Genomic DNA, 21053 nt, shown 5'->3' with positions numbered 1-21053 from the left:
AAAACCAGAAGTGAAGCCAGATCCAAAGCCTGAAACAAAACCAGAGGAAAAACCAGAAGTGAAGCCAGACCCAAAACCTGAAACAAAACCAGAGGAAAAACCAGATACAAATTTACCATCAAGTTTAGATAAAGGTTTAGTTACAGAGGAAGTTACGTATAATCCAAATGCTATGAAAAACCCGATTGCTCAAAAATCCATTTCTACAGAAGCGCAAAATCTTATCAAGAGTGTGAATGCTAAATATGGTACTAACCTTAAGTATGCAGATTTAAATGGAACTATTAGAATAATTGATAAAAACATGTATTTACCAGAAGGTACAATTGGGGCACAAGTCTATGTTAATGCTACTAGTGAGAATGATTTCAAAATTATTTTCTTAGATAATAACGAAGCAACTATTGAATTAGCTAAAAAGTGGACTACGATGTTAAATTCTGATTTAGTTCTAGATAAAGAAATTCAAGAAACTGTAGATGCTCAAGAAATAAATAACTATGAAAAAGGAAAATATAAGATCCGTGTAGGGCATTCTACAGCTGACCACATGATGTACGTTCAAGTACGTGTATAATATCATTGCAATTAAATGTTTCATTTGATATATTAAGATATGTAGTATATAAATAAAAAAATAAATTTGATTTATTTACGTAAAGGACACACCTTACGTACCTCCCAAGGTACAGGTGTGTCCTTTTTTATGTTTAAAGGAGGGATTTTATGAAACTGAGAAAAAAATATTATTAACCTGTACTTCTTTAATTTTGTTATTACCGTCAGTAGCAAGTGCGGGAAATAGTGATGTACCATTTTATGATGGAAATGAAACTACGATTTTAGCATCAGACGAATTACAATTGAAGGGAAAACTACTTAGATCTGGAAGTAGATATAAGGCAAAAGAGTTCGATTATAAAGCTGATATACATTTTCCTGCTGTTTATAATGGTTCTTTTAATTGGGGGAATCCAAGGGAAAACCTTGTGCAAAATGAAGACCAGTCAGAGTCTTATGTGCGTATATCAAATGACGGCTACATTAACCCTTCAGTTGTAGTAGGAGATAGAATGGTAACTGAAGTGGAGAGAATTACAAATAGCATAATTACAGATAAATATTGGGGTAACTCTCAGTTTGTTTTAAAATATTTAATTCCACATAAGATTACAAATCAAGATTCCTATGAATCTTATGGACATTTCTATTGGATTAGGGATATTGCCTATCTTTCTGGCGGATACGCAGGGGCTGGTAGTGTAAATGGTGTAAATAGGTATAACTTGTGGTATGTACGTACAAGCAAACCTGAAATAAAAGATTTTAAGGCTACGAGTGGAAAAAAAGATGTACCTGTGAAATTTACATTTAACGGATTCGAATATGTAAGTAAAAATAAAGGATATAATGACCGAGATCCCAATGGAACAACAATAAACCCTTATCAAAAAGCTGCTGGAGAACGGAACCGAGTTAAATGGATGTTAGATATTACAAAAGATGGCGAAACCGTGTATCATCAAGAAAATTATCTACGTTCAACTCCGCAAAAAGATAATCAAAAACCAAATGAAGGTGATGCAGGGCAATTTAAGTCAGAAGAACTAAAGTGGCAGCCGCAAATGTGTGGTCGATATACTGCGAAAATTAAAGTCCTTGATGCTGTTCAAAGGGAATCGAACGAGAAAAAAGTTGATTTTAACATAGATGGTAACTGTGGAACTGAAGTAACACCTAACCCAGATCCAGGTGATGAAGATGATTTTAAATATAAAATTGATTTCTCTGCTGACCGAATTGAAGGAGAAACCGCAAGAGAAGGAAAGAATATCAAAACAAGAATAGATGTATCACGTGATAATTTTAAACCAGAGCGTGATCAATATAGAACAAAGGTAAACAACAATATTAATAAGTCTCAACAAGAAGTAAATAGCTATGAATCGGAGAGAGATAGTGCTCAATCTAGTCTAAGTTATTGTCGCCGTAATCCAATTCATGAAGTAGATGCCGAGGGAAAGGATCACTATTATGATAGAGACTGCTCTTGGGAAGAAAATAAACTAGATAGTGCGGCAAGTAAGCTAGATAATGCAAAACAGAAGTTCGAAAAAGAGAAGAATAAACTTAAAAAGCTAGATGTATTAGAAGAAAAATATAAGAATCCTGAAACAGTAGTTGTGTTAAGACATAACGGACAACAAGTATCATCACAAAAGGTAAGATTAACCGAGGGAGAAAAGAAAACCTTAAACCTTGATTGGCAACATAAAGGGAAAGGAACAATTCAGGCAGAAATTAACCCTGATGGTAATCGCATAGACATAGAGGAAACTACGTATAAAAATAATCCTATTAAAACTGCTATCTATGCACCATCTCATGAAAAAGGGATGTGCGGAGTAACGAGTGTAAAAGGTGTGGTAGAAACAGTAAGTGAACGTGTATCAAAAGAAGATATAGTTGGGAAAATGTATTATGAAACTTTGACAGGGAGTATTGATAATTTAGCTCCTTCTAAGCTGCATTCTGGTTATGGATTTTCGTATGAAGTAAACGGTAAGTACAAAAATGAGTGGAATGCAAATTACCCGGGTATATTTACTGCTGCTAAGGCACAATACCCATTTGCAGACGAAGGATTAAAGTCTACTCAAGATTTAGAGAAGAACGAACTTAAAGATAATACATCGAAATTCTTACCTAAAAATATGTATTTATCTGAATCAACGGGACATGTTTTTGATAGTAAAAGACCAACTAAGTCTTTATATTGGGATGGACAAGAGAAAATCATTGATGGTGGCCAAAAATGGTATTCACCACTAAAGACAAAAGACGGTGTATATACCTTTAATGTAGAAACAGCTCCAGCAGGTATCAATGAAATGAGTTTATGTTTAACTGGGCAAGTAGAGATTAAGGGTGTTGCGTACGATGATTTCATAAAAAGAAGAGTATTTCCTGATGATCCATTCCCTGGAGGAAGTGGAGTAGGATGGAACTGGGTAGGGAAAGAGGAACTACTTCATAAACTGACGGATTGGTATTACATGAAGACTGGGAAATAAACATAAAATATAGTATAATTAGGTGAGTCGACACAATAATATATCCATCTTAACTAGTAGCTGAATGGATAAACCAAAGGCACATCCCCTTAATGGGGGTGTGCCTTTTTTTCATAGAAAGGGGAAATTAAATTGGATAAAAAGAAGAAACAGCGTATGAGACGAACAATTTTTATTGGAGTTATCGTAATGATTATCTCATTATATATTGGAAGTGAATTTCAGGATCGGAATGGGAAAAGCTATGCTCCTGCAAAGTATTTTGAAACAGGAACGAAATTGATTTCGTATTAAAAGGACTTTGTTTTATTTCATTAACTATAGTGAACAAATCTGCATGACATGTACTATAGTTGATGTTATAATATGTGTAGAAGTATTATAACAATAGTTTTTGCATAAACTAAAGAAGACGAAGTGCTGGTAACACTTCGCCTTATGTAACTGCTACCGCAAGGTGGTTGGTTACTAAAAATTTAGTTATTTTTTATTGAACCACCAAGTACGTTTGCGGCGTTGGGTGGTTCTTTTCGTTTTTCGTCGCTTTTTTTGTCTTTTTTTCCAAAACGTTGATAGGTATTTTCCTATATGTTTTGCAAAAAACACAGCGACTTCTCTAGCAATTACTTTCAGAATTTCAATTGCTATCATGAAAAGAATGTCCATATTGTCACCTCCTTTCTCCATAAAATAAAAGAGAAAGGAAAGCAACCGACCACCCTGAAATATTCAGTTACATTATATTCATTATACCATATTTATAGTTGGGTTAATAGCTTAAAAACCTTGATATGACAACGTTTTTAAGGTTTTTTAAGTTTTGGGATCAGAGATTTGAAAGGGTAAAAATAATATTTTTTTTAGAAATGATTGACATGAAACTCTATATATCATAATATTGAAATTGTAATATTAAAGAAACCAAATCCAACATTTTCATATAGACTTTAGATTAGCTAAAAGGACACACCTAAGGCACATTATGCCATAGGTGTGTCTTTTTTTGCGTTTAAAGGCTACATAAGGAGGAATACAAACATTGAAGCCATCTAAGTTTCAAAAGAAGCAGATTGCTGCGGTAGGTTTAGCTGCTGCAACAGTAGCGGGTATCTATGGGTACAATCATTTCGCAGTCGAAAATGCAGTAAAACCAACAAAGATTGTTGTAGCCGCAAAGGATATACCTGCGCATACAGAGATTAAAGAAGACATGCTAGTGGAACGAACATTACCTGGTGATGCGATTCCCCCCAATGCATTACGTGCAAATAAAAAAGAAGTAGTAGGTAAGTGGACAAATGATGGGCAGCCCATTACAGAAAATAGCTATCTCTTTAAAAACAAAGTAGTAAAGAAAGAAGAGTTACCTGACTCTGCCATTTTAAATTTAAAAGATGGAGAAGTTGCATTCCCGTTACTCGTTGATTTGGAAACAAGTTCAGGTAATAGTATCATTCCGAACACGTATGTCGACTTGTATTTCAAACAGGTTGTGAAAGAAGGCGACAATGAGAAGGTTGTATTCGGAGGTCTTTTCCAACGTGTACGTGTGACTGCTGCAAAAGATAGCAATACAGAAGATGCCTTCGTGCTAGAAAAGAAAGAATCAAAAGAGGAACAAGAAGGAAAACAAAAGCCAAAGGTAACGCGATTATATACACTGGCTGTTTCACCTGAACAGCTTCAATATTTAAATCGTGCAAAAACGCTCGGAGATGTAATTCCTGTTGCAGTCGGGCAAAAAGTAGAACAAACAGGGAAAGAATTAGAACCAGCTGAAGGATTCTCACAAATATCTGATCAAAAGAACATTTTAGACTATGTAGAGAAGCATTCGACCAATCCAATTTCTAAAAATGTAAAAGAGTATGTAGCGCAGTATCTGAACGAATCTAAGTAAGAAAGGAGTTTTTTAGATGGATCGGCAAGTAAAAATCATTGCCTTTTATGCCACAAATGAAAACGTAGGAAAAAGTACGTTAAGTATTACGATGGCAAATGAGTTAGCTCATCTAGGGAAAAAGGTGCTTTATGTAGAAGCGGACCAAGTAAGACCAAGTTTTGCGGTTGGAACTGGTCTTAGCCATGAGAGTAAAAACATGCTAGAGCTTGTCAGAAAAGAAAATGAATATAATCTTTCGCAGTATATTTGTACCAAGCAAGATTTGTTAGAGAAAAAAGTGAATCCAAGATTGATGCAAAAATTGCACGATAAGATGGATTTTCTGGTATTTCCATCAGGTTATAGTTTGGCTCAATTCCCAGAGATTCAAAACAAAGAATTGTTTGTAACGACATTTATCGAATCACTTGTAGATACAGAATATGACTACATCATTCTATCGGTACCAACTGAATTATCCGAGGTGCTAAGTTATCCGATCCTATATCAATCAGACCTTGTTGTTCATGTGCTAAATGGAAATCCTCGTGGTGCATTAGCTATCAAACGCGAATTACAACTAATAGAAGATGCAAAGCTAACATTACCTCGAATGATTCATGTGCTAAATATGGCAGATGAGAATTATGTAGAAGATATTGAAAAGCTTTCTTCCCAAAACATTGCAGTGACAATTCCGTATGACAGGGATCGTACGAGTTATGAATGGGGGATGCAATTTGGTTCCCCGCAAATTAATACAAAGGTCCATCACATTATGGAAGTAGCTGGTCTTAATATTCCATCCCAGCATACATCCTCTATGAAAAAGGGTCTCTTTGGTTTACGAAGTTAAAAAAGGGGGACAAGTAGTATGTGGGGCTATTTACAGGAAAAACAAGTCGCCTTAAAGCGAAATCGAGTGGATTTATATCACTTTGGTTATAGGATTCGTGCCAAAACAGCTCGAAAGTTAAGAACAACTACAGCTCAACAAATTAAAGATATTACAGATGAAATTCGTGCATTTTTAGTAAAAGACCATCGTGATATCTTAAGTGAATCCTTTATGAATAAAGAAAAGAGAGCAACTGTAGAACAAATTATTAAAAGCTTTCTATTAAGCAATCAAGTCGTCATTTCAGATGTACCTTCTGAACAGTTACTGAATATGGTGTGTGACGATATTGTTGGATTTGGCGTTATTCAGCCGCTTATTGATGACCAAGATGTAACAGATATTTATATCAATGGCACAAAAGAGATTATATACGAAAAAATTGGAGAAGGAGAATGTAAGTACAAGTATCGATATGAAGCAGAAGAAGATGTAAAAGCTTTAGCTTATAAGATGGTAAACAGTACGTCAGAGTCACTTAATACAGCAAAGCCATCTGTAGACTGCGTGTTTCCTTATATTCGTATTAATATCGCTTTAGATGAGATTGCTGGACTTGGTACAACAATTTCTATTCGTAAGAATGCGGATCATCTACGTGCCTCTGACGAACGGATGTTATCTACAAATCAAGCAACAAAAGAAATGTTAAGTTTTTTAGCTGCCGCGGTGAAAGCGAAGATGAATATCTTAGTAGCTGGTGCGACTGGAACAGGGAAATCAGAGTTTATGAAGTACCTCTCTTCGCATATCCCGAAAAATGAACGTACTCTCGTGGTAGAGGATCATCCAGAATTGTATTTGCATCGGGTATTCCCAGACCATCATTTCGTTCCTATGCAGTGTAGACATTCAGAAGTTGAAGAGAATGCAATTGATTTTGATAGAATCCTAACTAACGCATTACGACAGGGATTAAAGAGACTGATTGTTGGGGAATCAAGAGGGAAAGAAGCTTTACAAATGTTGAATTTCTTCCAAACAGGGCATTCTGGTTTTACTTCTGTCCATACAAGAAGTGCAATTGAAGGTGTAAAACGTCTCATGTTAATGTGTCTGCAAAGTGGAGCAAATATTGATGCTAAGTATTTATATGAACTAATTTCATCGACATTTGATGTAATTGTCTTTTTTGAGAAAAAGGATGATGGAAATCGGTATATAACTGAAATGATTGAGTTGAGGGATTATTATGACGGTGAAGTACACTTTAATCGACTTACTCAATTTATCCCAGATGAAATAGAAGTAGATGATACGACTGGGAAAATAACAAAGATTCATGGTGAGCATGTAATGAAAGGGAAAATTTCAGATGAAATGGAGAGGAAATTCCTTTCTATTACTGTAGATTCTTCTTTATATGAACCGTTTCTTGCTCATAAGGAGGTAAAACAGCTTGCATAGTATATTGATTTATAGCTGTATTTTCTTGATATTCTGTAGCGTCTTTCTTTTGGTTTTACTTTTTACAAAATCTAAAGGTTCTGCTCTTTCTCAATTTGTACAAGAAAATGAGAAGGAAGAAAGGCGCTTGGAATTAAGGAATATTAAAGGGATACGAATGTATCTACCGCAATCCGTTATCCAAGAAGCTCAAAAGTACGAATGGAAATTGACAAAGAGTATGTACTGGATATATACGATTCTTTCTGGGATGAGTGTTGCAGCGGTGTTCTATTTTTCATTTGGACAAGATCCTTATACACTGATTACCGTTTTATGTGGTTTTTTAGTTCCAAGGTTTCTTCTCTATAGAAGAAAAAAACGTTACTACTTGGTTGTCATAGACCGTCTCTCTATTTATATGAAGGCAGTTGCGAATGCACTTCAAATTAGTAATAATGCAAAACGCGTGTTAGTACAAGTAAAGCCAATGATGCATGAAAGCATTCAAGAAGAAATAGAAAAAGTTTCTCTTTTATTAGAAGGTGGAACCACAATGCATCGTGCGTTTAGAGGATTTAATGAAACGTTTAATTTTAGAGAATTGGTATTCTTCCATGAAATGTTGGAAGTGTGTAGCCGAGAAGGTGGAGCGAATTCAGTGCAAGTCCTACTAGATATTGCAGAAGATTTCGAAAAACAAAAACTATACCTGGCAAGATTGCGTTCTAGTTTGTCGCAAGCACAACGTGCATTTGTACAGAACTGCTTAATCGTTATCGCTATGCCAATTGTGATTATGTTGATGTCAAAAGAAGCATATGGATTTTTAGCAGGTTCTATGATGGGGAAAATTGCATTAGCGGTAAATATGTTCATTGTATTTTTCTTAGCAACCCGTGTAGAAAAGATTGCAAATTATAATCCAACAGAAAGAGGGGAATAAAGTGGCTGCGATTTTAGCTGTAGTGGTATTCGTTGTCATGTACTGGGTATTCTCTACCTTGCTACAAAGTAAAAAAGATAGTGGTAGCCTACTTACAAACTATGTAGAAAATGCAAAACGAATTGAAAAAAAGAATTTAAATCAAATGATGCTTGCTCCTTTCCAGTCGTTATCACATAAATATCTGACAGAAGAAAAGAAAGAGCAGATTCAGAAAAAATTAGAAGAAGCTGGCCTGGATACGAAACCAGAAGAATATTTAAAAATGAAGGTTGCATATCCTATCATTTTCACCTCTGTTTTCTTGATATGTACGGTGTTCCATGATTACTACTTATTTAAAGTGGGTGTTTTGATTTCACCACTGCTTTATTTCTATCCTGATTATCTGTTAAAGAGAAGAATCAAGCAGGCGATAGAAGCTAGGAAGTTCGAATTACCAGAGTATCTAATTCCTATGCTGCAGTTGTTAAAAACACATACAACATTAGAGGCAGTAAAAAAGGCACAGATATATGCTGGAAGACACCTTCGTCCGTATGTATCTACACTTACTGCAGAGTTAGAAATGTATGCAGGATCGGATCAACCATTTCGGAATTTTGCAGCAGCCTTAAATAGTCCAGAAGTAAATACCTTTACGATTGCATTGCAACAAGCACAAAAAACGGACAAGGTACAGAGTCTTCGTATTATGGATGCACAAATTAAAATGATGCGTGAATTAAAGCATGAGAACTATAATCGTCTTATTCAAAATAAGCCAATGGAAATGAATAAATTTAACGTCGCAGTTATTGGATGTATTGTGATTTATCCAATGGTTATTGTTATTCAATCTTTAATGCAAGGATTTGCAAGTTTATAGAAGATAGTATCAAAAATGGAATAGGTAAAGGAGCAAAATATATGTTAACGAAAATGAAGAATTGGTTAAAAAATGAAGACTCACAATTATCATCAGAAAATGGTATGTTAATCGCCTTGGCGGTAATTATCGTATTAGTCATTGGCCCGTTTGTATGGAAAGCAATCCAAGGTGGTTATGACTCAATTCTAGCTCGATTTACAAAAGCATCAAGCAATGCAGATGTGAATTCTTGGAACAAGTAATAGAAGTTTTAAATAAATGCTGTTTTTTTTCGTATAGCTCAAATAAATGGATAAGGGAGATTCAATCATGTTAGCAAAAATGAAGAATTGGTTAAAAAATGAGGATTCACAGTTATCATCAGAAAACGGTATGTTAATCGCTCTGGCGGTAATTATCGTATTAGTCATTGGCCCATTTGTATGGAAGGCAATCCAAGGTGGCTATGATACGATCCTGGCACGATTCACAAAAGCATCAAGCAATGCAGATATTGATTCTTGGAATAAAAAATAAATGTAAAAATAAACGAGGGGGCTACTCTAAAAGTGGTTCCCTTTTTTACACAGCATTTTTTATGAAATTAAGAGGGGAGTAAAGAAAATGGGCCTGTATATTGTGGGATTATTACTAAGTTACATGTTCCTAAATGTATTTACTGATTTGAAATATAGAAAAACAAAGAATATGTGGCATCTACTATTCTTAATAGTAGGGATAGGAATTACGTACCTTGCCGGAATAAGAACAGGGAAAGAGATTGCAATTGTACTAGTCATGGCCTTAGCGTGTGGTTTATTGCTAGAGACATTTAAATTCTCTTCACCTGGTGATACCAAGATGCTTGTGGTGGTAGCTTTATATATTAGCAATGTAGTAGAAGAATCGGCTATGCTTACTGCCATTACATTAACAGCTTTCCATTTGCTATTCTTTTGGATTGCTAGTGTGTATCGATTAATTAAAATTTTAGGGTTTGTGGGAGCGATTAAAGACCAATTGGAGCATGCTGCTTCTATATTTGGGGCAAAACTACCAAAGAAAGAAATACAGCTGATACAGAGCTTTCCTGGGGCTTGTTCTATTTTACTAGGGGCAATGGTGTATATTTCGTTCACTATCTATCAAAACGGAGGTATGTTAGCTTGAATAGTAGAATTATTCATCAAAGAGAAACATATATTTATTTCACGATATTCGTACTAGTAGGGGTGCTTATTGCAAATATGTTTATTCATATGGTGTTTGTATTAGCGTATCCGTTACTTACCGGATTAATTGTGCAGGTTATCTTGTTGCAGAAGATAAAGAAGCCATTTTATCGGAGCGGAAAAGAATTAACGGAACAATTAAAACTAAAAAATATATTTCTAGTAGAATCAAATATTTTAGGAGATGAAGAAGGAGCTGTTTATGAGGTGCATCAAATGCCTTTTGGATTCTCTAATGGATTAATTAATAAAGATAAGAGTTATAAAGTCATAAAACAAGAGTATGATAGAAAAGTCAAAGAGGATTTAACGAAAATTGCAAAATGGCAAGTTACAACAAAAGCTAGACTTGTTACGACAACACACTTTCGTTTATATACAATTTGGCAGAAAAATAGTACAGGTTATCAATTGAAAAAATTAGAGGATTGTGTTGATCCGTATGCAAAAATGAATCTCATACAATGGATGATTGCATCATTCTGTACGACTGGTCGTATCAAATATGATAAGAAACCAAAAGAGTGGGAAAGCTACGAATGGATTGCGTTAAAATAAAAAGACAAAAGTACATAACTTTTGTCTTTTTATTAATTTATACAGCTCAATGAACTATGCATTTTTTTTAGCTAGTTCTAAATATGCTTCATGTTTAGTTATTTCACTGATATCAAGTCCGAAATCAAAATCATCCTTTTTTGATTGGTAACCATAAGATACTAAACCGGAATCTTTATGATTCTCAGGGAAGTAAATTAGTACTTTTGCATTTTTATAGTCTTTTAAATGCAATAATTCGTACAGTTTTTCAATTAGATATTCGCTAATTAGGTTAATAGCACTTGTTCCGCCAACAATAGTATAAAGGTCATCATAAATGTGCAATGCATGATTTTTTCTATCAACGAATAGTAAAAAGTGATTGTAACCTACGTGGAAGTTTTCTATTACTAAATGGTATTGCTCCTCATGGCTAGTAGGAAATAAGAAAATATCAAATGAATCTTTAGTTACCAAAATAGCTGTTTCTTCATTTTTTTGGTCCTTTTTGAACATTTTAAACATGAAAATCCTCCTCTAAAGAACGTGTGTTTGTTCTGATTGTAACACGAATTGGATTTAGTTAATAGTAAATAAAGGAAGAATAAAAAATAAGGCCTTATTTTTTATATAGGCCTTATTAAATGACGAATGAGATATGACTCAATATCTCGTGTAGGGTAATTTTATTATACATAATTTTCGAAAAAAACTAAAATAAATAAGTTCATTTTTGTGATAAAACATAAAGTTATTGAAATTTAGATACGAATTGATTAATATAAATATATATTTAATGTTTAATTGATTCCGTTTATTCCCACACCTTATTGTGTTGTGGTTGAGTTGTAGAAGCAAGTTGCGTCTTGTTTCATTTATGAAAGGGCTTCTTTGAGCCGATTAGTGTATATCTAGCTTATTTTGCTATGCACATTTTTAATCGACTTGAAGGAGCCCTTTTTGTGTTGTTTTCAAGTTAGGAATCACTTGTAAAAAGGTATTTAGATTTAGGTATACAAATAAAAAACACTGTGAGAAAAAACACAAGATTTGTGTTTTTTTTGCTTTGGAAGGGGATCATTATAATGAAATACGAACATGCAATTACACTAGATAAACCATTACTATCACTAGAGGAGATAATAAAAATCTTTCAGAGGAATGAAGTTACTCAACCAATTCGAGAGCGTAATTCTAGCATTTTCCGTGATACAGAAGACTATATTGCAGATAAAATGACAGCCTTACACATCAACTCTGATGAGTATTACAATACGATTTTTTTACCAATTTTACGCCATGATTGTGAAGAAGATTGTTATTTTCCATTTGAAAGGAAGTACTGTTTAGAGGTGTATGGCTATCCATGTACGTTAGAAGATATGTTTAAGGAGTGGGGTCTTTATATTATTAACAAGATGGATTGTACATTAGAAAAAGTTATGTCTGAGTATGTAGAGGTTACAAATCCTTTATTTGATCCGACTGTAGAAGAATTGGCCAGAATTATTAAATATAACAAAGAGCGAACTAAGGAGTGTAGTAGATTATTTAATATTCCTCTTGAGCCATTAAAGAAATTATTAAAGGAGTCCTCCCATACCGTTATTGAGATTATTCAAAACGTTGAAATGGAGGACATATCAAAACTTCCTACACACTTAGGTGTTCAATTTGCTTATAGAAGGGAAACGAAAGAACTTTACATGTATCATGGAGAAAAACATTTGCCGTGGCTTTATCGAGTATTACTTTTTCTTCATATTTTTGAGTTATCTATTCTACGTGTAAAGTAATCAATTGTTGTGAAGTAGAAAAATAATAAATATATAACCAGGGGGAAATTCAAATGAAAATGAGTTATGAAGTATCTATATTTTGTTCTGCACATCCAGATGATTTTATGCCAAATTTACGTGCATTACGAATGAGAGTTACAAAGGAAGGAGCATTTTGGGAACGAGATTGTTATCAGTTTTCCATTAAACCATCAAACTTGTCACAGCGAGCAGCCAAACAAGCAGGGGAAATCTATTTGTATCATGTTCATTTTAATGGATGTGTACGGGATTTCCTTTTTTTATTGGAAAGATGTTTTAGAGGGACGAGTTTTCGCTTTACTGCTATCCGTGGTTTTTTAGATGTAGAAGGTTATTCACTTAAAAAATGGAAACCGATTCTACGTAACCACCACATAAATTCTGCAGATGTAGATTGTATTTTCAAGAAAGATGATCTTGTAATGATTGTGCATCAGCATGGAGGTTTAGAGGTGGTTAAGCGTGCGGAAAAAGGCGAACAATTAAAAAAAGTAAACTTTCTGGAGGTAGATAGCTGGTTACAAGCACTAAATCCGACAAAAGAGGATCTTTTCTCTTTAACAGGTGTGAGTGTATCGTAATGAGTGATTTACATAACTATATGGAAGTCTACAGACAGAGGGAATGACAGAAATCCGTAGTGAAAAACGACTATGAATTTCTGTCTTTTTATTTTATAAAGGAGGATTTTAGCATGAATTTATTTGAACTGTTCGATTTAGAGGTAAGAGAAAACATAATAGTACAAGATGTGAGGACAGATAAACAAGTTCGCAATCAATACAGCTATGATGTTGGTGAGAAATTAGTAGGAGCTAAGAAAGAGCTACGAGCCTTAAAAGAATCATTTTTAGTATCATTTTCTTTAGAAGTTTTAGCAGAAATTGAAAAAGAATCTCCAGTAGAAGCGCTCAATACATTGGATCGAAACGCATTAATTCCATTCTCTTTTGAACATGAAAAAGAAAATGATGTCCCGCCACGTGTTGCAAAATTAAAGCAACTGCTAGTGGGCAGGATTGATAAGAAGCCAATTGTAGATACACCGACTGCAAGGAAACTGTATGTGCAAGCATGTAGAAGAGTTTGGCATGATATACAGTTAATACATACCTCAGAACAATGGATAGATCTTGTTGGTTCTTACGGTAAGGAAATGCAAAACGGTTGGTATGCATTTAAAAAAGATAAGAATGTCACATACACATTTAAAAGAATGGTAGAAGAATATTTTGATGAATTTGTTAATGCAGATGGTATGGAGTTATTAATATTAGGAAAGAAATTCATATCACTTTGTACAAATTCAAAAAGTATTAATTCTACATACCTTCGTGTATCACATGAACTAACATGGAATGATTTACTTACGAAAAAGGTTACGACTCGTAAGAAATCTGCACCTGCTTGGAGTAGGAAACTGCCAGATACCCTCCAAAGAAAAGGACCAGAAGTAGAATTTGCTACCCAACCTGAAGACGTAGTTACTATGTTTGGATTGAAGGGAATGCAATTTGGACATTATTGCACCGAACAATATGCAAAAGAACATATTGAGCATGTATCTGAGGCGTTACATGATGTAGCCCGTATATTGGGGATTCCACCTAAATACATAGGGCTAGGAGGACGCTTAGGGCTTGCAATTGGTGCGAGAGGAAGCGGCAATGCATTAGCGCATTATGAACCTTCTACCCAAGTCATTAATTTAACTCGTGATAATGGAGTCGGGGCATTGTGTCATGAATGGGGACATTCACTGGATCATTTCTTATATGATTGTAGTCATGATTTTAAAAATGGTAGCCTTGCTTTCCTATCAAGTGGGAAGAGTATCGGAAATGTTTTGCCTGCTATTATCAAAGAGAGGATGCAAGCTGTGTTAGATGCCTGTAAACAAGGAAAAGTGGCCAGAGTAATTAATGTGGAAAATGCTTATGATAGAAAGTGGTATTTCTATGGTAGTGTCATCAATAGTTATGATGTATGTAAGGGAAATGTGTCAGGTATTCTAGAATCCTATCACTTAAGTTCGTACAAAAAGCTGGATATCTTATCAGGAGCAGCTAAGACGCGTATGGAACGTAAGGTTGAAAAAGAATTTGAGAAAACCGCACAAATGTTGGCTGCTTATCACTATAAAAAAACAGGCGAGAAACTTAATGAAATATCGTATCAAGCGAAAGGGTCTGTATACTTTGATACAGCCATTCAGTTAGATAAGAAGAGAACCAAAAAGTATTGGTCTACGAATCATGAGATGTTTGCTAGAGCATTTGAAGCATATGTAGAATCAGCTTTGCTAGATCAAGAACATAGAAATGACTATTTAGTTTGTGATACATATTCTTTTGTATATCCATTAGGAGAACAAAGAGAATATCTGAATAGGAGTATAAAGAGTTTAATGGAAGTAGCTGTTCCATATATAATTAACAGTATACAAGGAGTGGGGAATAATGAATTATAACATTCAAAAAGGTCAATTTCGTTTAACGAGTGCTTATCCAAGAGGTAGCTGGTGGGAATTTTACCGTGTTACGTGTCCGATTTGTCATGATACAGGTAATTGCATGCTGCATGTTTCGCAAGAGAAGGTAGCATGTACACGTGTAGAAAGTAAATGGATTTACGGAAAAAACACGGGCAACCCAAGCTACATTCATTACATAAATGGAAAAGATAAGTATCAATTGCCTGAGGCGGAGGAAGTTCAAATTCATGATAAGAAAAGCAATGAAGAATTAGATGTGTTTAATCGTAAGTTAATGGATTTCATACCATTACAGGAGCATCATCATACACATTTATTAAAAGATAGAAAAATGACTGAAGAGCAAATACAAGTACGTCAATATCGATCTTTCTTAAAGCAACAAATTGTGTTAGAGGAGGATAATACGTATACCACAGTTTGGGAACAGTTATTTAAGCAGATTGGTGAGAAAAATTGCTGGCAGGGTGTGCCGGGATTTTATGAGATGAAGAAAGGTCAACTTTCTCTTCGTTTGATGTCAGGATCTCCTGGTATATTGATCCCTTTTCGAAACCAGTACAATCAAATTGTTGGATGGCAGGTTCGTGTGGATGAAGTGAAAAACTCCGTTCATGTGAAATCGGCACCTACTGGAGTTCAAGCGGAATTAATCGAGCAGCCTAATGTTGTAAAGATAACTAAAAATGGTGATTGTATCTTTGAAGGCGAACTAGAAGTGAGCAAAAAGGTAGAGATTCCATTTCAAGAGGGACAAATTGTTGTAAAGATTCATAAAGGACAAAAGTATCTGTGGCTCTCATCAGCAAACAAGAATCAAGGGACTGGTGCAGGTGGTAGTGAAAATCCACTTCCTGTACATGTAGCGGTACCGAGTTCTCATTTAAAACATTGGAATTCTGGTACATTGCATCAAACTAAATCAGTAATGATCACAGAAGGACCTATGAAAGCCGATTTGATTGCTGATTTGCTTCCAGAGAGATTTAATAAAGAGGAGATTTCTGAAATAGGAACAACGGTTCTTGCGATTCCTGGTGTAAATGCTTGGCGAATTGCTATGCCTGTATTAAAGGATATGGGTGTAGAAAAAGTCTATTTAGCGTTTGATGCGGATTTAGTAGAGAATAAGAAAGTAAGAAAAGCTCTTATAGACTTTGCGACAGAGTTAAAGCGAATGGGTTATAACGTAATCATAGCTGCATGGAACCCAACGCAAGGTAAGGGGCTGGATGATACAATGCAAGCTTTTTTCAAGCCCGTTTTTCGCACAATATAATAAATCATATTATTTTAGCTAGGGGATTTTATATAAAAGAAAGGTGTGTATGAAGGATATGGATATTATGCAACAATTAATGGACGTAGACAAAAAAGCTAGGGAACAAGAAAGAATGGAACTCATTCAACGATTTTTTAATGAGGGAGTTTCTATCACGACAATTGCAAATGCGACAAGTATGTGTGAAGAAGATATTTCATATATATTAAATAACTAGTAGCCATATTAGATGAGGTGAATAGAGGGGGAAAAGATAGAATTGTAATTCTATCTTTTTTTGCTCTTAAATACAATTTTAAAACGAGAAAGGTAGAGGAAGAACATGAGTGTATATGTAAAAAAGAATCTAGTAAATTTACGAGTTGATTATGCTTTCAAGCGCTTGTTTGGAGTAGAAGGAAATGAAGATATATTAATTGGATTTCTTAACGCGGTACTACAATCATCTATTGATGAAGAAATTACATCTTTGCACTTAGATGATCCGCATCTCCAAGAGAGCAGAAGGATGATAAATTGTCAATTTTAGATTTGCGAGCTACGTTAAATAGTGGTATAAAAATTAATATAGAGATTCAAGTTCGAGACAAAAAAAATATGATCGAGCGCTCTTTGTTCTATTGGTCAGGCATGTATTATTCCCAAATGACTCAAGGGATGAAGTACACGGAATTAAGGCCAACCATTTGTATTAATATAGTAGATTTCATTCTGTTTCCAGAAGAGCAAGAGTTTCATAATGTTAATACAGTGATGAACAAAAAATCTAAGCGTATCATTACCGAAAATATGCAGTTGCATTTTCTTGAAATTCCAAAAGTGATTCAAGAATGGCAAGGAGAACGAATGAATCCATGGGAAGACTCTTTAGCGCGTTGGTTATTATTATTTCCTGCGCATGAAGATGAGAGATTAACAACAATCCTGGAGGCGATAGCAATGGAAAAAGATCCAGTTTTGAAAAAAGCAATAGAGGATTGGGAGCGTTTAAGTAGCGATAAGGATTTTTTACGCTTATATGAGGCTAGAGAAAAAGCAATAAAAGATAGAATATCAGAAATAGAAACGGCAGAAGAAAAAGCTGCGAAAAAAGCCACAGAAATAGCTACCAAAAAAGCCACAGAAGAGACTAGAATTGCAACTAAGATAGAGATGATTCACAATTTAATTAATGTCGGTGTACCTATTGAGAAAGTAGCGGAAGCCACTGAATTAAGTGTGGGAGAGGTTAATGTAATTTTAAAAAATAAAGAGTAAATATAAATGATATGAAATAGGTAATTGTGATTACAAACAATTACCTATTTTTTTATTATTTTTGATTGATGCCCATTTTGTGATTACAACTATATTTTTTCTTGCTTTAGGATTTCCTCTAATTCATAACGAAATTTATTAGTCTTCTTAACATCTTTTAAGATTGCCTCAAGATCCTCTTTTTCAACAAATTCTCTAATGGAATGGTTGAATACCATTAATCTACCGTATCTTTGTTCAATCTCTTTAAACCACGTCTCTTTTTTCAATAACTTAAAGTTATTACGAATCATTTTTTCCTTTTTTGAAGGAATGGACATAATGAGCCCTCCCAATACATCACTGATTAAGTCACCCATGAAGAAGTCTCCTTTTTCCTTTATTGTACCATTCAGGAAAAACGATATGTCGTAAAAAATTGAATATATAGCTAGTTATTTAGAATACATTTTAATGATCTATTTTGATTTTTGGTGTAAATAAGGGGTTGTATTTTCAAAATCGTATTGCTATAATATAAACGTAATAAGATTTTACAATAAAATATAAAATTAATCAGTTCGCATATAAGAGAAGACCTCAATATGCGCCATGTCCTTAGGGGACGTGTGCGTGTATTGGGGTCTTTTTGCGTTTTGCGAGCAAAAACATCCGGAGGTGCAGGAATTATGTTGAATTGGTTGTCTGCAAAACTTATGACAACATCAGTAGGAGATTTCTTACTGGCAAAAAGTAGCTTTACGAAAGGTCTTGGTGGTAGTGGCAGTGGTGCCAATGCTGAAACTGTCCAAAAAAGCATGAACACTTTAGTGAAAATTTTAATTGGTTTTGGGGGAATTTGGGTGGCAGCTTGCGTTGTATTCGCAGCTATTAAACTATCTGGTGCACAAGGAAAGAACCCTGAAAACCGTACACAAGCTATGATTGGTTTAGCTTGCGCGGCAATTGGAGGCTTTGTCATGATCAAAGCGTACGACATTGCTGCTTGGGTTACAACAATCTAATAAAAGAGTTTGTACAAGCTCTCCTCCATTTGGGGAGAGCTTCTCTTATACAAGGGAGGAAACAAAATGAGAAAAGTAACTGTTCCTGTTGATATGACTTCGGAACAAAAAACGCTGTTAGGTGTATTAAGTAAGCGCCAATTGATTTATTTATTAGGTGGCGGGGCGGCCCTTTATTTATATGTACCATTTTTATGGCAGTTGTTTGCACCTATTGATGCGGTAGTAGCGTTTTTTATTTGCCTAATTTTAGCACTACCAACGGTAGTAGGTGTAATAGCGTTTGGTTTTATTTATAAAGAAAAACAACACATGTATCTTGATAGATTTTTACTTATCAAAATGCGTAGCCGCTCCGAAAAAGGAAAGTGGAGAAAAGGGTACGAGCCAACTACATGGGCAAAGGAGAATTTATAAATGTTGGAAATGATATATTTTGCGGCGATAGCCATTGTAGGGTTTTTCTTTTATCGGAAAATGAATGGAAAACCGCTGTTTGGTTCTAAGAAAAAGGGGAAAAAGCAAGGTGGAGTAGAGAAACATACTGCTGAAAAATCTGGAAAGAAAAACAAAAAGAATACACCTGCTGAATCGGAAATTGATGAGGATAATGTTGATTTCTTTCGGGATTTTGTAGAAGACATTAAGGAAATTGATAATCACATGATTCGATATCATGATGACACATTTGTCCTAATTGCGGAAGCACATCCGGTTAACTATTACTTACTTTCCAATATGGAACAAGAAGCGATTGATATCAAAATTGAATCATGGTTAACCACATTAGAGTTTAATACGAAAGTATATATTCAAAGTAAGTTCGTAGATTTAACAGATCCTGTACGAAAAATGACAGAAACGATGAAAGGTGCGAAGGACCTTACACCAGAGACGGTTCTATATGGACAAGAAGTTATCGATAACTTAGAGTACTGGCAGCGTTCACAACCTCGATATGAACAAAAACGTTATTTAATTTATCCATATAAGGTTGATATTAGTACGATTACGGCTGATACAGAGGACGAATTAGAAGAAAAGATTGTAGATAAGGCATTTAACGAACTATATCGTCGTTATAATGCATCCCGAAATCTACTATCGAAAGCAAAAATTAATGTAGAAATGTTAACGAAAGATAAATTAATAGAACTTTTATACGTAGCATTTAACCGTCGGAAAGCCGTAAAAGCTCGTTTCCAGGATTTAATTGAAAACGAGAATTTCTCGCTCTATTCAACAGGGGAAACAAATGAAAGAAAACTAGAGTTAATGAAGAAAGTGCTAGCAGAAGAAAAAGCAGAAAAATCAAATAATGGGGTGGCGTAAATATGAAGTTATTCGGAAAAAAGAAAAAGGAAAAGAAAAAAGAAAAGAAAAAAGTAGAAGCCGAAGAGAAGGATGAATTGGAGCTAGAGGAGGAAGAGCTGGAAGAAGAAGTACCGACGCAATTAGACAATCAAACAACAGTGTTTGATGTTATTGCTCCAGAAGGTATGAAAATTGATGCAGAAGATTATGGAGTTATTAAACAATCTTTAGGAAGCAATACGTTCTTCCGTCCGTTTTATATTCCACGTGATGGGTACCCACGTATGATGCAAACCAATTGGCTCAACATGTTAACTTCGGCTGGAGAAGTGGATGTCATGATCGATATTCATAAAGAGCCAAAAGCTAAAGCAATGCGATCATTAGATATGCAGCTGACAATGTTACGTTCCAATCTTTCTTTCCAACGTACACGAGGAAACATTGACCAAGAAAAAGACTTAGATGCAAAAATTCAAGATACAAACAATTTAATGGATGAAATCCAGTTCAATGAAAACGACTCTTATATGGTGAGTACGATGGCTGTTGCGTATGCAGAATCAAAGAAAGAATTGGACGTTTTATGTGAATATCTTGAAGATGAAATGCAAGCATCTCACTTTAAGATAGCGAGTACTTGGAACCGTGTGAAAAGTGGTTTGAAAGCGGTTATGCCATTAGGTGCACCAAATACGCTGCAAGATACTTATCGAAATATCGATAGACGTGCTCTATGTACATTTGCACCCTTTGTATCAGGATCCGGAAGATTTAACGGTGGGATACCAATAGGAAAGAACAAAATTACTGGCCAAGTAGAATTTTTAAATTCATTCGGGAATGCAGATTATCGTCCACCAAACTATAACATTGGTGTGACAGGAATTTCAGGTTCCGGGAAAAGTTTACTTTTAAAAATGAAGCTTGCTCGTGAAACGTCACTTGCAGATACGCATGCAATGATTATCGATCCAGAGGGAGGTGCGACACGTTCCTAAGTGAAAAGCTTAGGCATTGTCGAACTTACAGTTCAACAGTGAACTGTCATTCTGAGAAGTCAAATGAAAGGGT

Annotated in this window: 22 protein-coding genes and 3 pseudogenes; 22 read left to right on the top strand and 3 right to left on the bottom strand. The window is 34.9% G+C overall.

Annotation, left to right across the window (positions count from 1 at the left end; translation table 11 throughout):
- The 3 genes and pseudogenes from MR169_RS25880 to MR169_RS25870 form a co-directional block, all read left to right on the top strand.
- Positions 1–577: pseudogene (locus MR169_RS25880) on the top strand (S-layer homology domain-containing protein); the annotation flags it as partial.
- A gap of 193 nt (positions 578–770) precedes the next feature.
- A complete protein-coding gene (locus MR169_RS25875) occupies positions 771–3074 on the top strand; it encodes a hypothetical protein (RefSeq protein ID WP_242320263.1) in 2304 nt (767 codons plus the stop codon).
- Positions 3075–3206: 132 nt separating this feature from the next.
- Entirely contained in the window at positions 3207–3368 is a 162-nt protein-coding gene (locus MR169_RS25870) for a hypothetical protein (RefSeq protein WP_050822520.1), read from the top strand.
- A 186-nt stretch (positions 3369–3554) separates the two neighbouring features.
- On the opposite strand, the gene MR169_RS25865 is transcribed toward MR169_RS25870, so the two are convergent.
- Positions 3555–3740: a hypothetical protein gene (locus tag MR169_RS25865; protein ID WP_000353169.1), complete on the bottom strand. Its 186-nt coding sequence runs from the start codon at positions 3738–3740 to the stop codon at positions 3555–3557.
- Positions 3741–4113: 373 nt separating this feature from the next.
- Between MR169_RS25865 and cpaB the strand changes: the two genes are divergently transcribed.
- The 9 genes from cpaB to MR169_RS25820 all read left to right on the top strand — a co-directional run bounded on the left by cpaB (position 4114) and on the right by MR169_RS25820 (position 10826).
- The gene (gene cpaB, locus MR169_RS25860) at positions 4114–4974 is read left to right on the top strand and encodes a Flp pilus assembly protein CpaB (protein WP_000804774.1); all 861 of its coding nucleotides are present in this window, start codon (positions 4114–4116) and stop codon (positions 4972–4974) included.
- Between the two features lie 16 nt (positions 4975–4990).
- Complete coding sequence (locus MR169_RS25855; protein WP_242320262.1) at positions 4991–5812, top strand: CpaE/TadZ family protein; 822 nt, start codon at positions 4991–4993, stop codon at positions 5810–5812.
- Between the two features lie 18 nt (positions 5813–5830).
- Positions 5831–7261: a TadA family conjugal transfer-associated ATPase gene (locus MR169_RS25850; RefSeq protein ID WP_242320261.1), complete on the top strand. Its 1431-nt coding sequence runs from the start codon at positions 5831–5833 to the stop codon at positions 7259–7261.
- Complete coding sequence (locus MR169_RS25845; RefSeq protein ID WP_000555633.1) at positions 7254–8186, top strand: type II secretion system F family protein; 933 nt, start codon at positions 7254–7256, stop codon at positions 8184–8186. The genes MR169_RS25850 and MR169_RS25845 overlap by 8 nt, the downstream gene beginning before the upstream one ends.
- 1 nt (position 8187) lies before the next feature.
- The gene (locus MR169_RS25840) at positions 8188–9054 is read left to right on the top strand and encodes a hypothetical protein (RefSeq protein ID WP_242320260.1); all 867 of its coding nucleotides are present in this window, start codon (positions 8188–8190) and stop codon (positions 9052–9054) included.
- Between the two features lie 41 nt (positions 9055–9095).
- Positions 9096–9299: a hypothetical protein gene (locus tag MR169_RS25835; RefSeq protein ID WP_086405623.1), complete on the top strand. Its 204-nt coding sequence runs from the start codon at positions 9096–9098 to the stop codon at positions 9297–9299.
- Between the two features lie 67 nt (positions 9300–9366).
- On the top strand, positions 9367–9573 hold the full coding sequence (locus tag MR169_RS25830; protein ID WP_000879952.1) for a hypothetical protein: 207 nt from the start codon (positions 9367–9369) through the stop codon (positions 9571–9573).
- Positions 9574–9660: 87 nt separating this feature from the next.
- A complete protein-coding gene (locus tag MR169_RS25825) occupies positions 9661–10206 on the top strand; it encodes a hypothetical protein (protein WP_000525025.1) in 546 nt (181 codons plus the stop codon).
- On the top strand, positions 10203–10826 hold the full coding sequence (locus MR169_RS25820) for a hypothetical protein (protein ID WP_242320259.1): 624 nt from the start codon (positions 10203–10205) through the stop codon (positions 10824–10826). Before MR169_RS25825 ends, MR169_RS25820 begins: the two co-directional genes overlap by 4 nt.
- A 54-nt stretch (positions 10827–10880) precedes the next feature.
- Here the strand turns inward: MR169_RS25820 and MR169_RS25815 are convergent, their stop codons facing one another.
- Positions 10881–11333 (bottom strand): hypothetical protein, encoded by a 453-nt coding sequence (locus MR169_RS25815; protein ID WP_242320258.1) that lies wholly within the window; start codon positions 11331–11333, stop codon positions 10881–10883.
- Between the two features lie 560 nt (positions 11334–11893).
- Between MR169_RS25815 and MR169_RS25810 the strand changes: the two genes are divergently transcribed.
- From MR169_RS25810 to MR169_RS25785, 6 genes and pseudogenes are all read left to right on the top strand, one after another.
- Positions 11894–12604, top strand: a complete 711-nt coding sequence (locus tag MR169_RS25810; protein WP_000873001.1) for a hypothetical protein — start codon at positions 11894–11896, stop codon at positions 12602–12604.
- A 53-nt stretch (positions 12605–12657) separates the two neighbouring features.
- Positions 12658–13209: a hypothetical protein gene (locus MR169_RS25805; RefSeq protein ID WP_000784218.1), complete on the top strand. Its 552-nt coding sequence runs from the start codon at positions 12658–12660 to the stop codon at positions 13207–13209.
- Between the two features lie 113 nt (positions 13210–13322).
- On the top strand, positions 13323–15098 hold the full coding sequence (locus MR169_RS25800; protein ID WP_242320257.1) for an LPD1 domain-containing protein: 1776 nt from the start codon (positions 13323–13325) through the stop codon (positions 15096–15098).
- On the top strand, positions 15088–16401 hold the full coding sequence (locus MR169_RS25795) for a DUF3854 domain-containing protein (protein ID WP_242320256.1): 1314 nt from the start codon (positions 15088–15090) through the stop codon (positions 16399–16401). Before MR169_RS25800 ends, MR169_RS25795 begins: the two co-directional genes overlap by 11 nt.
- A gap of 58 nt (positions 16402–16459) precedes the next feature.
- The gene (locus MR169_RS25790) at positions 16460–16621 is read left to right on the top strand and encodes a hypothetical protein (RefSeq protein WP_165375035.1); all 162 of its coding nucleotides are present in this window, start codon (positions 16460–16462) and stop codon (positions 16619–16621) included.
- A gap of 105 nt (positions 16622–16726) precedes the next feature.
- Positions 16727–17661, top strand: a pseudogene (locus MR169_RS25785) (Rpn family recombination-promoting nuclease/putative transposase).
- Between the two features lie 89 nt (positions 17662–17750).
- Here the strand turns inward: MR169_RS25785 and MR169_RS25780 are convergent.
- Positions 17751–18020: a hypothetical protein gene (locus tag MR169_RS25780; RefSeq protein ID WP_000502635.1), complete on the bottom strand. Its 270-nt coding sequence runs from the start codon at positions 18018–18020 to the stop codon at positions 17751–17753.
- A gap of 225 nt (positions 18021–18245) precedes the next feature.
- Between MR169_RS25780 and MR169_RS25775 the strand changes: the two genes are divergently transcribed.
- From MR169_RS25775 to MR169_RS25760, 4 genes and pseudogenes are all read left to right on the top strand, one after another.
- Complete coding sequence (locus MR169_RS25775) at positions 18246–18665, top strand: hypothetical protein (RefSeq protein ID WP_242320255.1); 420 nt, start codon at positions 18246–18248, stop codon at positions 18663–18665.
- A gap of 66 nt (positions 18666–18731) precedes the next feature.
- A complete protein-coding gene (locus MR169_RS25770) occupies positions 18732–19082 on the top strand; it encodes a PrgI family protein (protein WP_001233517.1) in 351 nt (116 codons plus the stop codon).
- A complete protein-coding gene (locus MR169_RS25765; RefSeq protein ID WP_000892000.1) occupies positions 19083–19997 on the top strand; it encodes a hypothetical protein in 915 nt (304 codons plus the stop codon).
- A gap of 98 nt (positions 19998–20095) precedes the next feature.
- A pseudogene (locus tag MR169_RS25760) lies at positions 20096–20962 on the top strand (hypothetical protein); the annotation flags it as partial.
- Positions 20963–21053: the final 91 nt, after the last annotated feature.

The organism is Bacillus cereus group sp. BfR-BA-01349 (assembly GCF_022663795.1).
GTDB lineage: Bacteria > Bacillota > Bacilli > Bacillales > Bacillaceae_G > Bacillus_A > Bacillus_A cereus.
Note: the sequence above shows the minus strand (reverse complement) of the source record. Positions and strands in the feature narration are given on the sequence as shown.

Coding starts and splice junctions, on each gene's coding strand:
- MR169_RS25865 (WP_000353169.1), bottom strand. CDS start 3,740: ATGGACATTCTTTTCATGATAGCAATTGAAATTCTGAAAGTAATTGCT.
- MR169_RS25855 (WP_242320262.1), top strand. CDS start 4,991: ATGGATCGGCAAGTAAAAATCATTGCCTTTTATGCCACAAATGAAAAC.
- MR169_RS25850 (WP_242320261.1), top strand. CDS start 5,831: ATGTGGGGCTATTTACAGGAAAAACAAGTCGCCTTAAAGCGAAATCGA.
- MR169_RS25835 (WP_086405623.1), top strand. CDS start 9,096: ATGTTAACGAAAATGAAGAATTGGTTAAAAAATGAAGACTCACAATTA.
- MR169_RS25830 (WP_000879952.1), top strand. CDS start 9,367: ATGTTAGCAAAAATGAAGAATTGGTTAAAAAATGAGGATTCACAGTTA.
- MR169_RS25825 (WP_000525025.1), top strand. CDS start 9,661: ATGGGCCTGTATATTGTGGGATTATTACTAAGTTACATGTTCCTAAAT.
- MR169_RS25815 (WP_242320258.1), bottom strand. CDS start 11,333: ATGTTTAAAATGTTCAAAAAGGACCAAAAAAATGAAGAAACAGCTATT.
- MR169_RS25810 (WP_000873001.1), top strand. CDS start 11,894: ATGAAATACGAACATGCAATTACACTAGATAAACCATTACTATCACTA.
- MR169_RS25805 (WP_000784218.1), top strand. CDS start 12,658: ATGAAAATGAGTTATGAAGTATCTATATTTTGTTCTGCACATCCAGAT.
- MR169_RS25800 (WP_242320257.1), top strand. CDS start 13,323: ATGAATTTATTTGAACTGTTCGATTTAGAGGTAAGAGAAAACATAATA.
- MR169_RS25795 (WP_242320256.1), top strand. CDS start 15,088: ATGAATTATAACATTCAAAAAGGTCAATTTCGTTTAACGAGTGCTTAT.
- MR169_RS25790 (WP_165375035.1), top strand. CDS start 16,460: ATGGATATTATGCAACAATTAATGGACGTAGACAAAAAAGCTAGGGAA.
- MR169_RS25780 (WP_000502635.1), bottom strand. CDS start 18,020: ATGGGTGACTTAATCAGTGATGTATTGGGAGGGCTCATTATGTCCATT.
- MR169_RS25775 (WP_242320255.1), top strand. CDS start 18,246: ATGCGCCATGTCCTTAGGGGACGTGTGCGTGTATTGGGGTCTTTTTGC.
- MR169_RS25770 (WP_001233517.1), top strand. CDS start 18,732: ATGAGAAAAGTAACTGTTCCTGTTGATATGACTTCGGAACAAAAAACG.
- MR169_RS25765 (WP_000892000.1), top strand. CDS start 19,083: ATGTTGGAAATGATATATTTTGCGGCGATAGCCATTGTAGGGTTTTTC.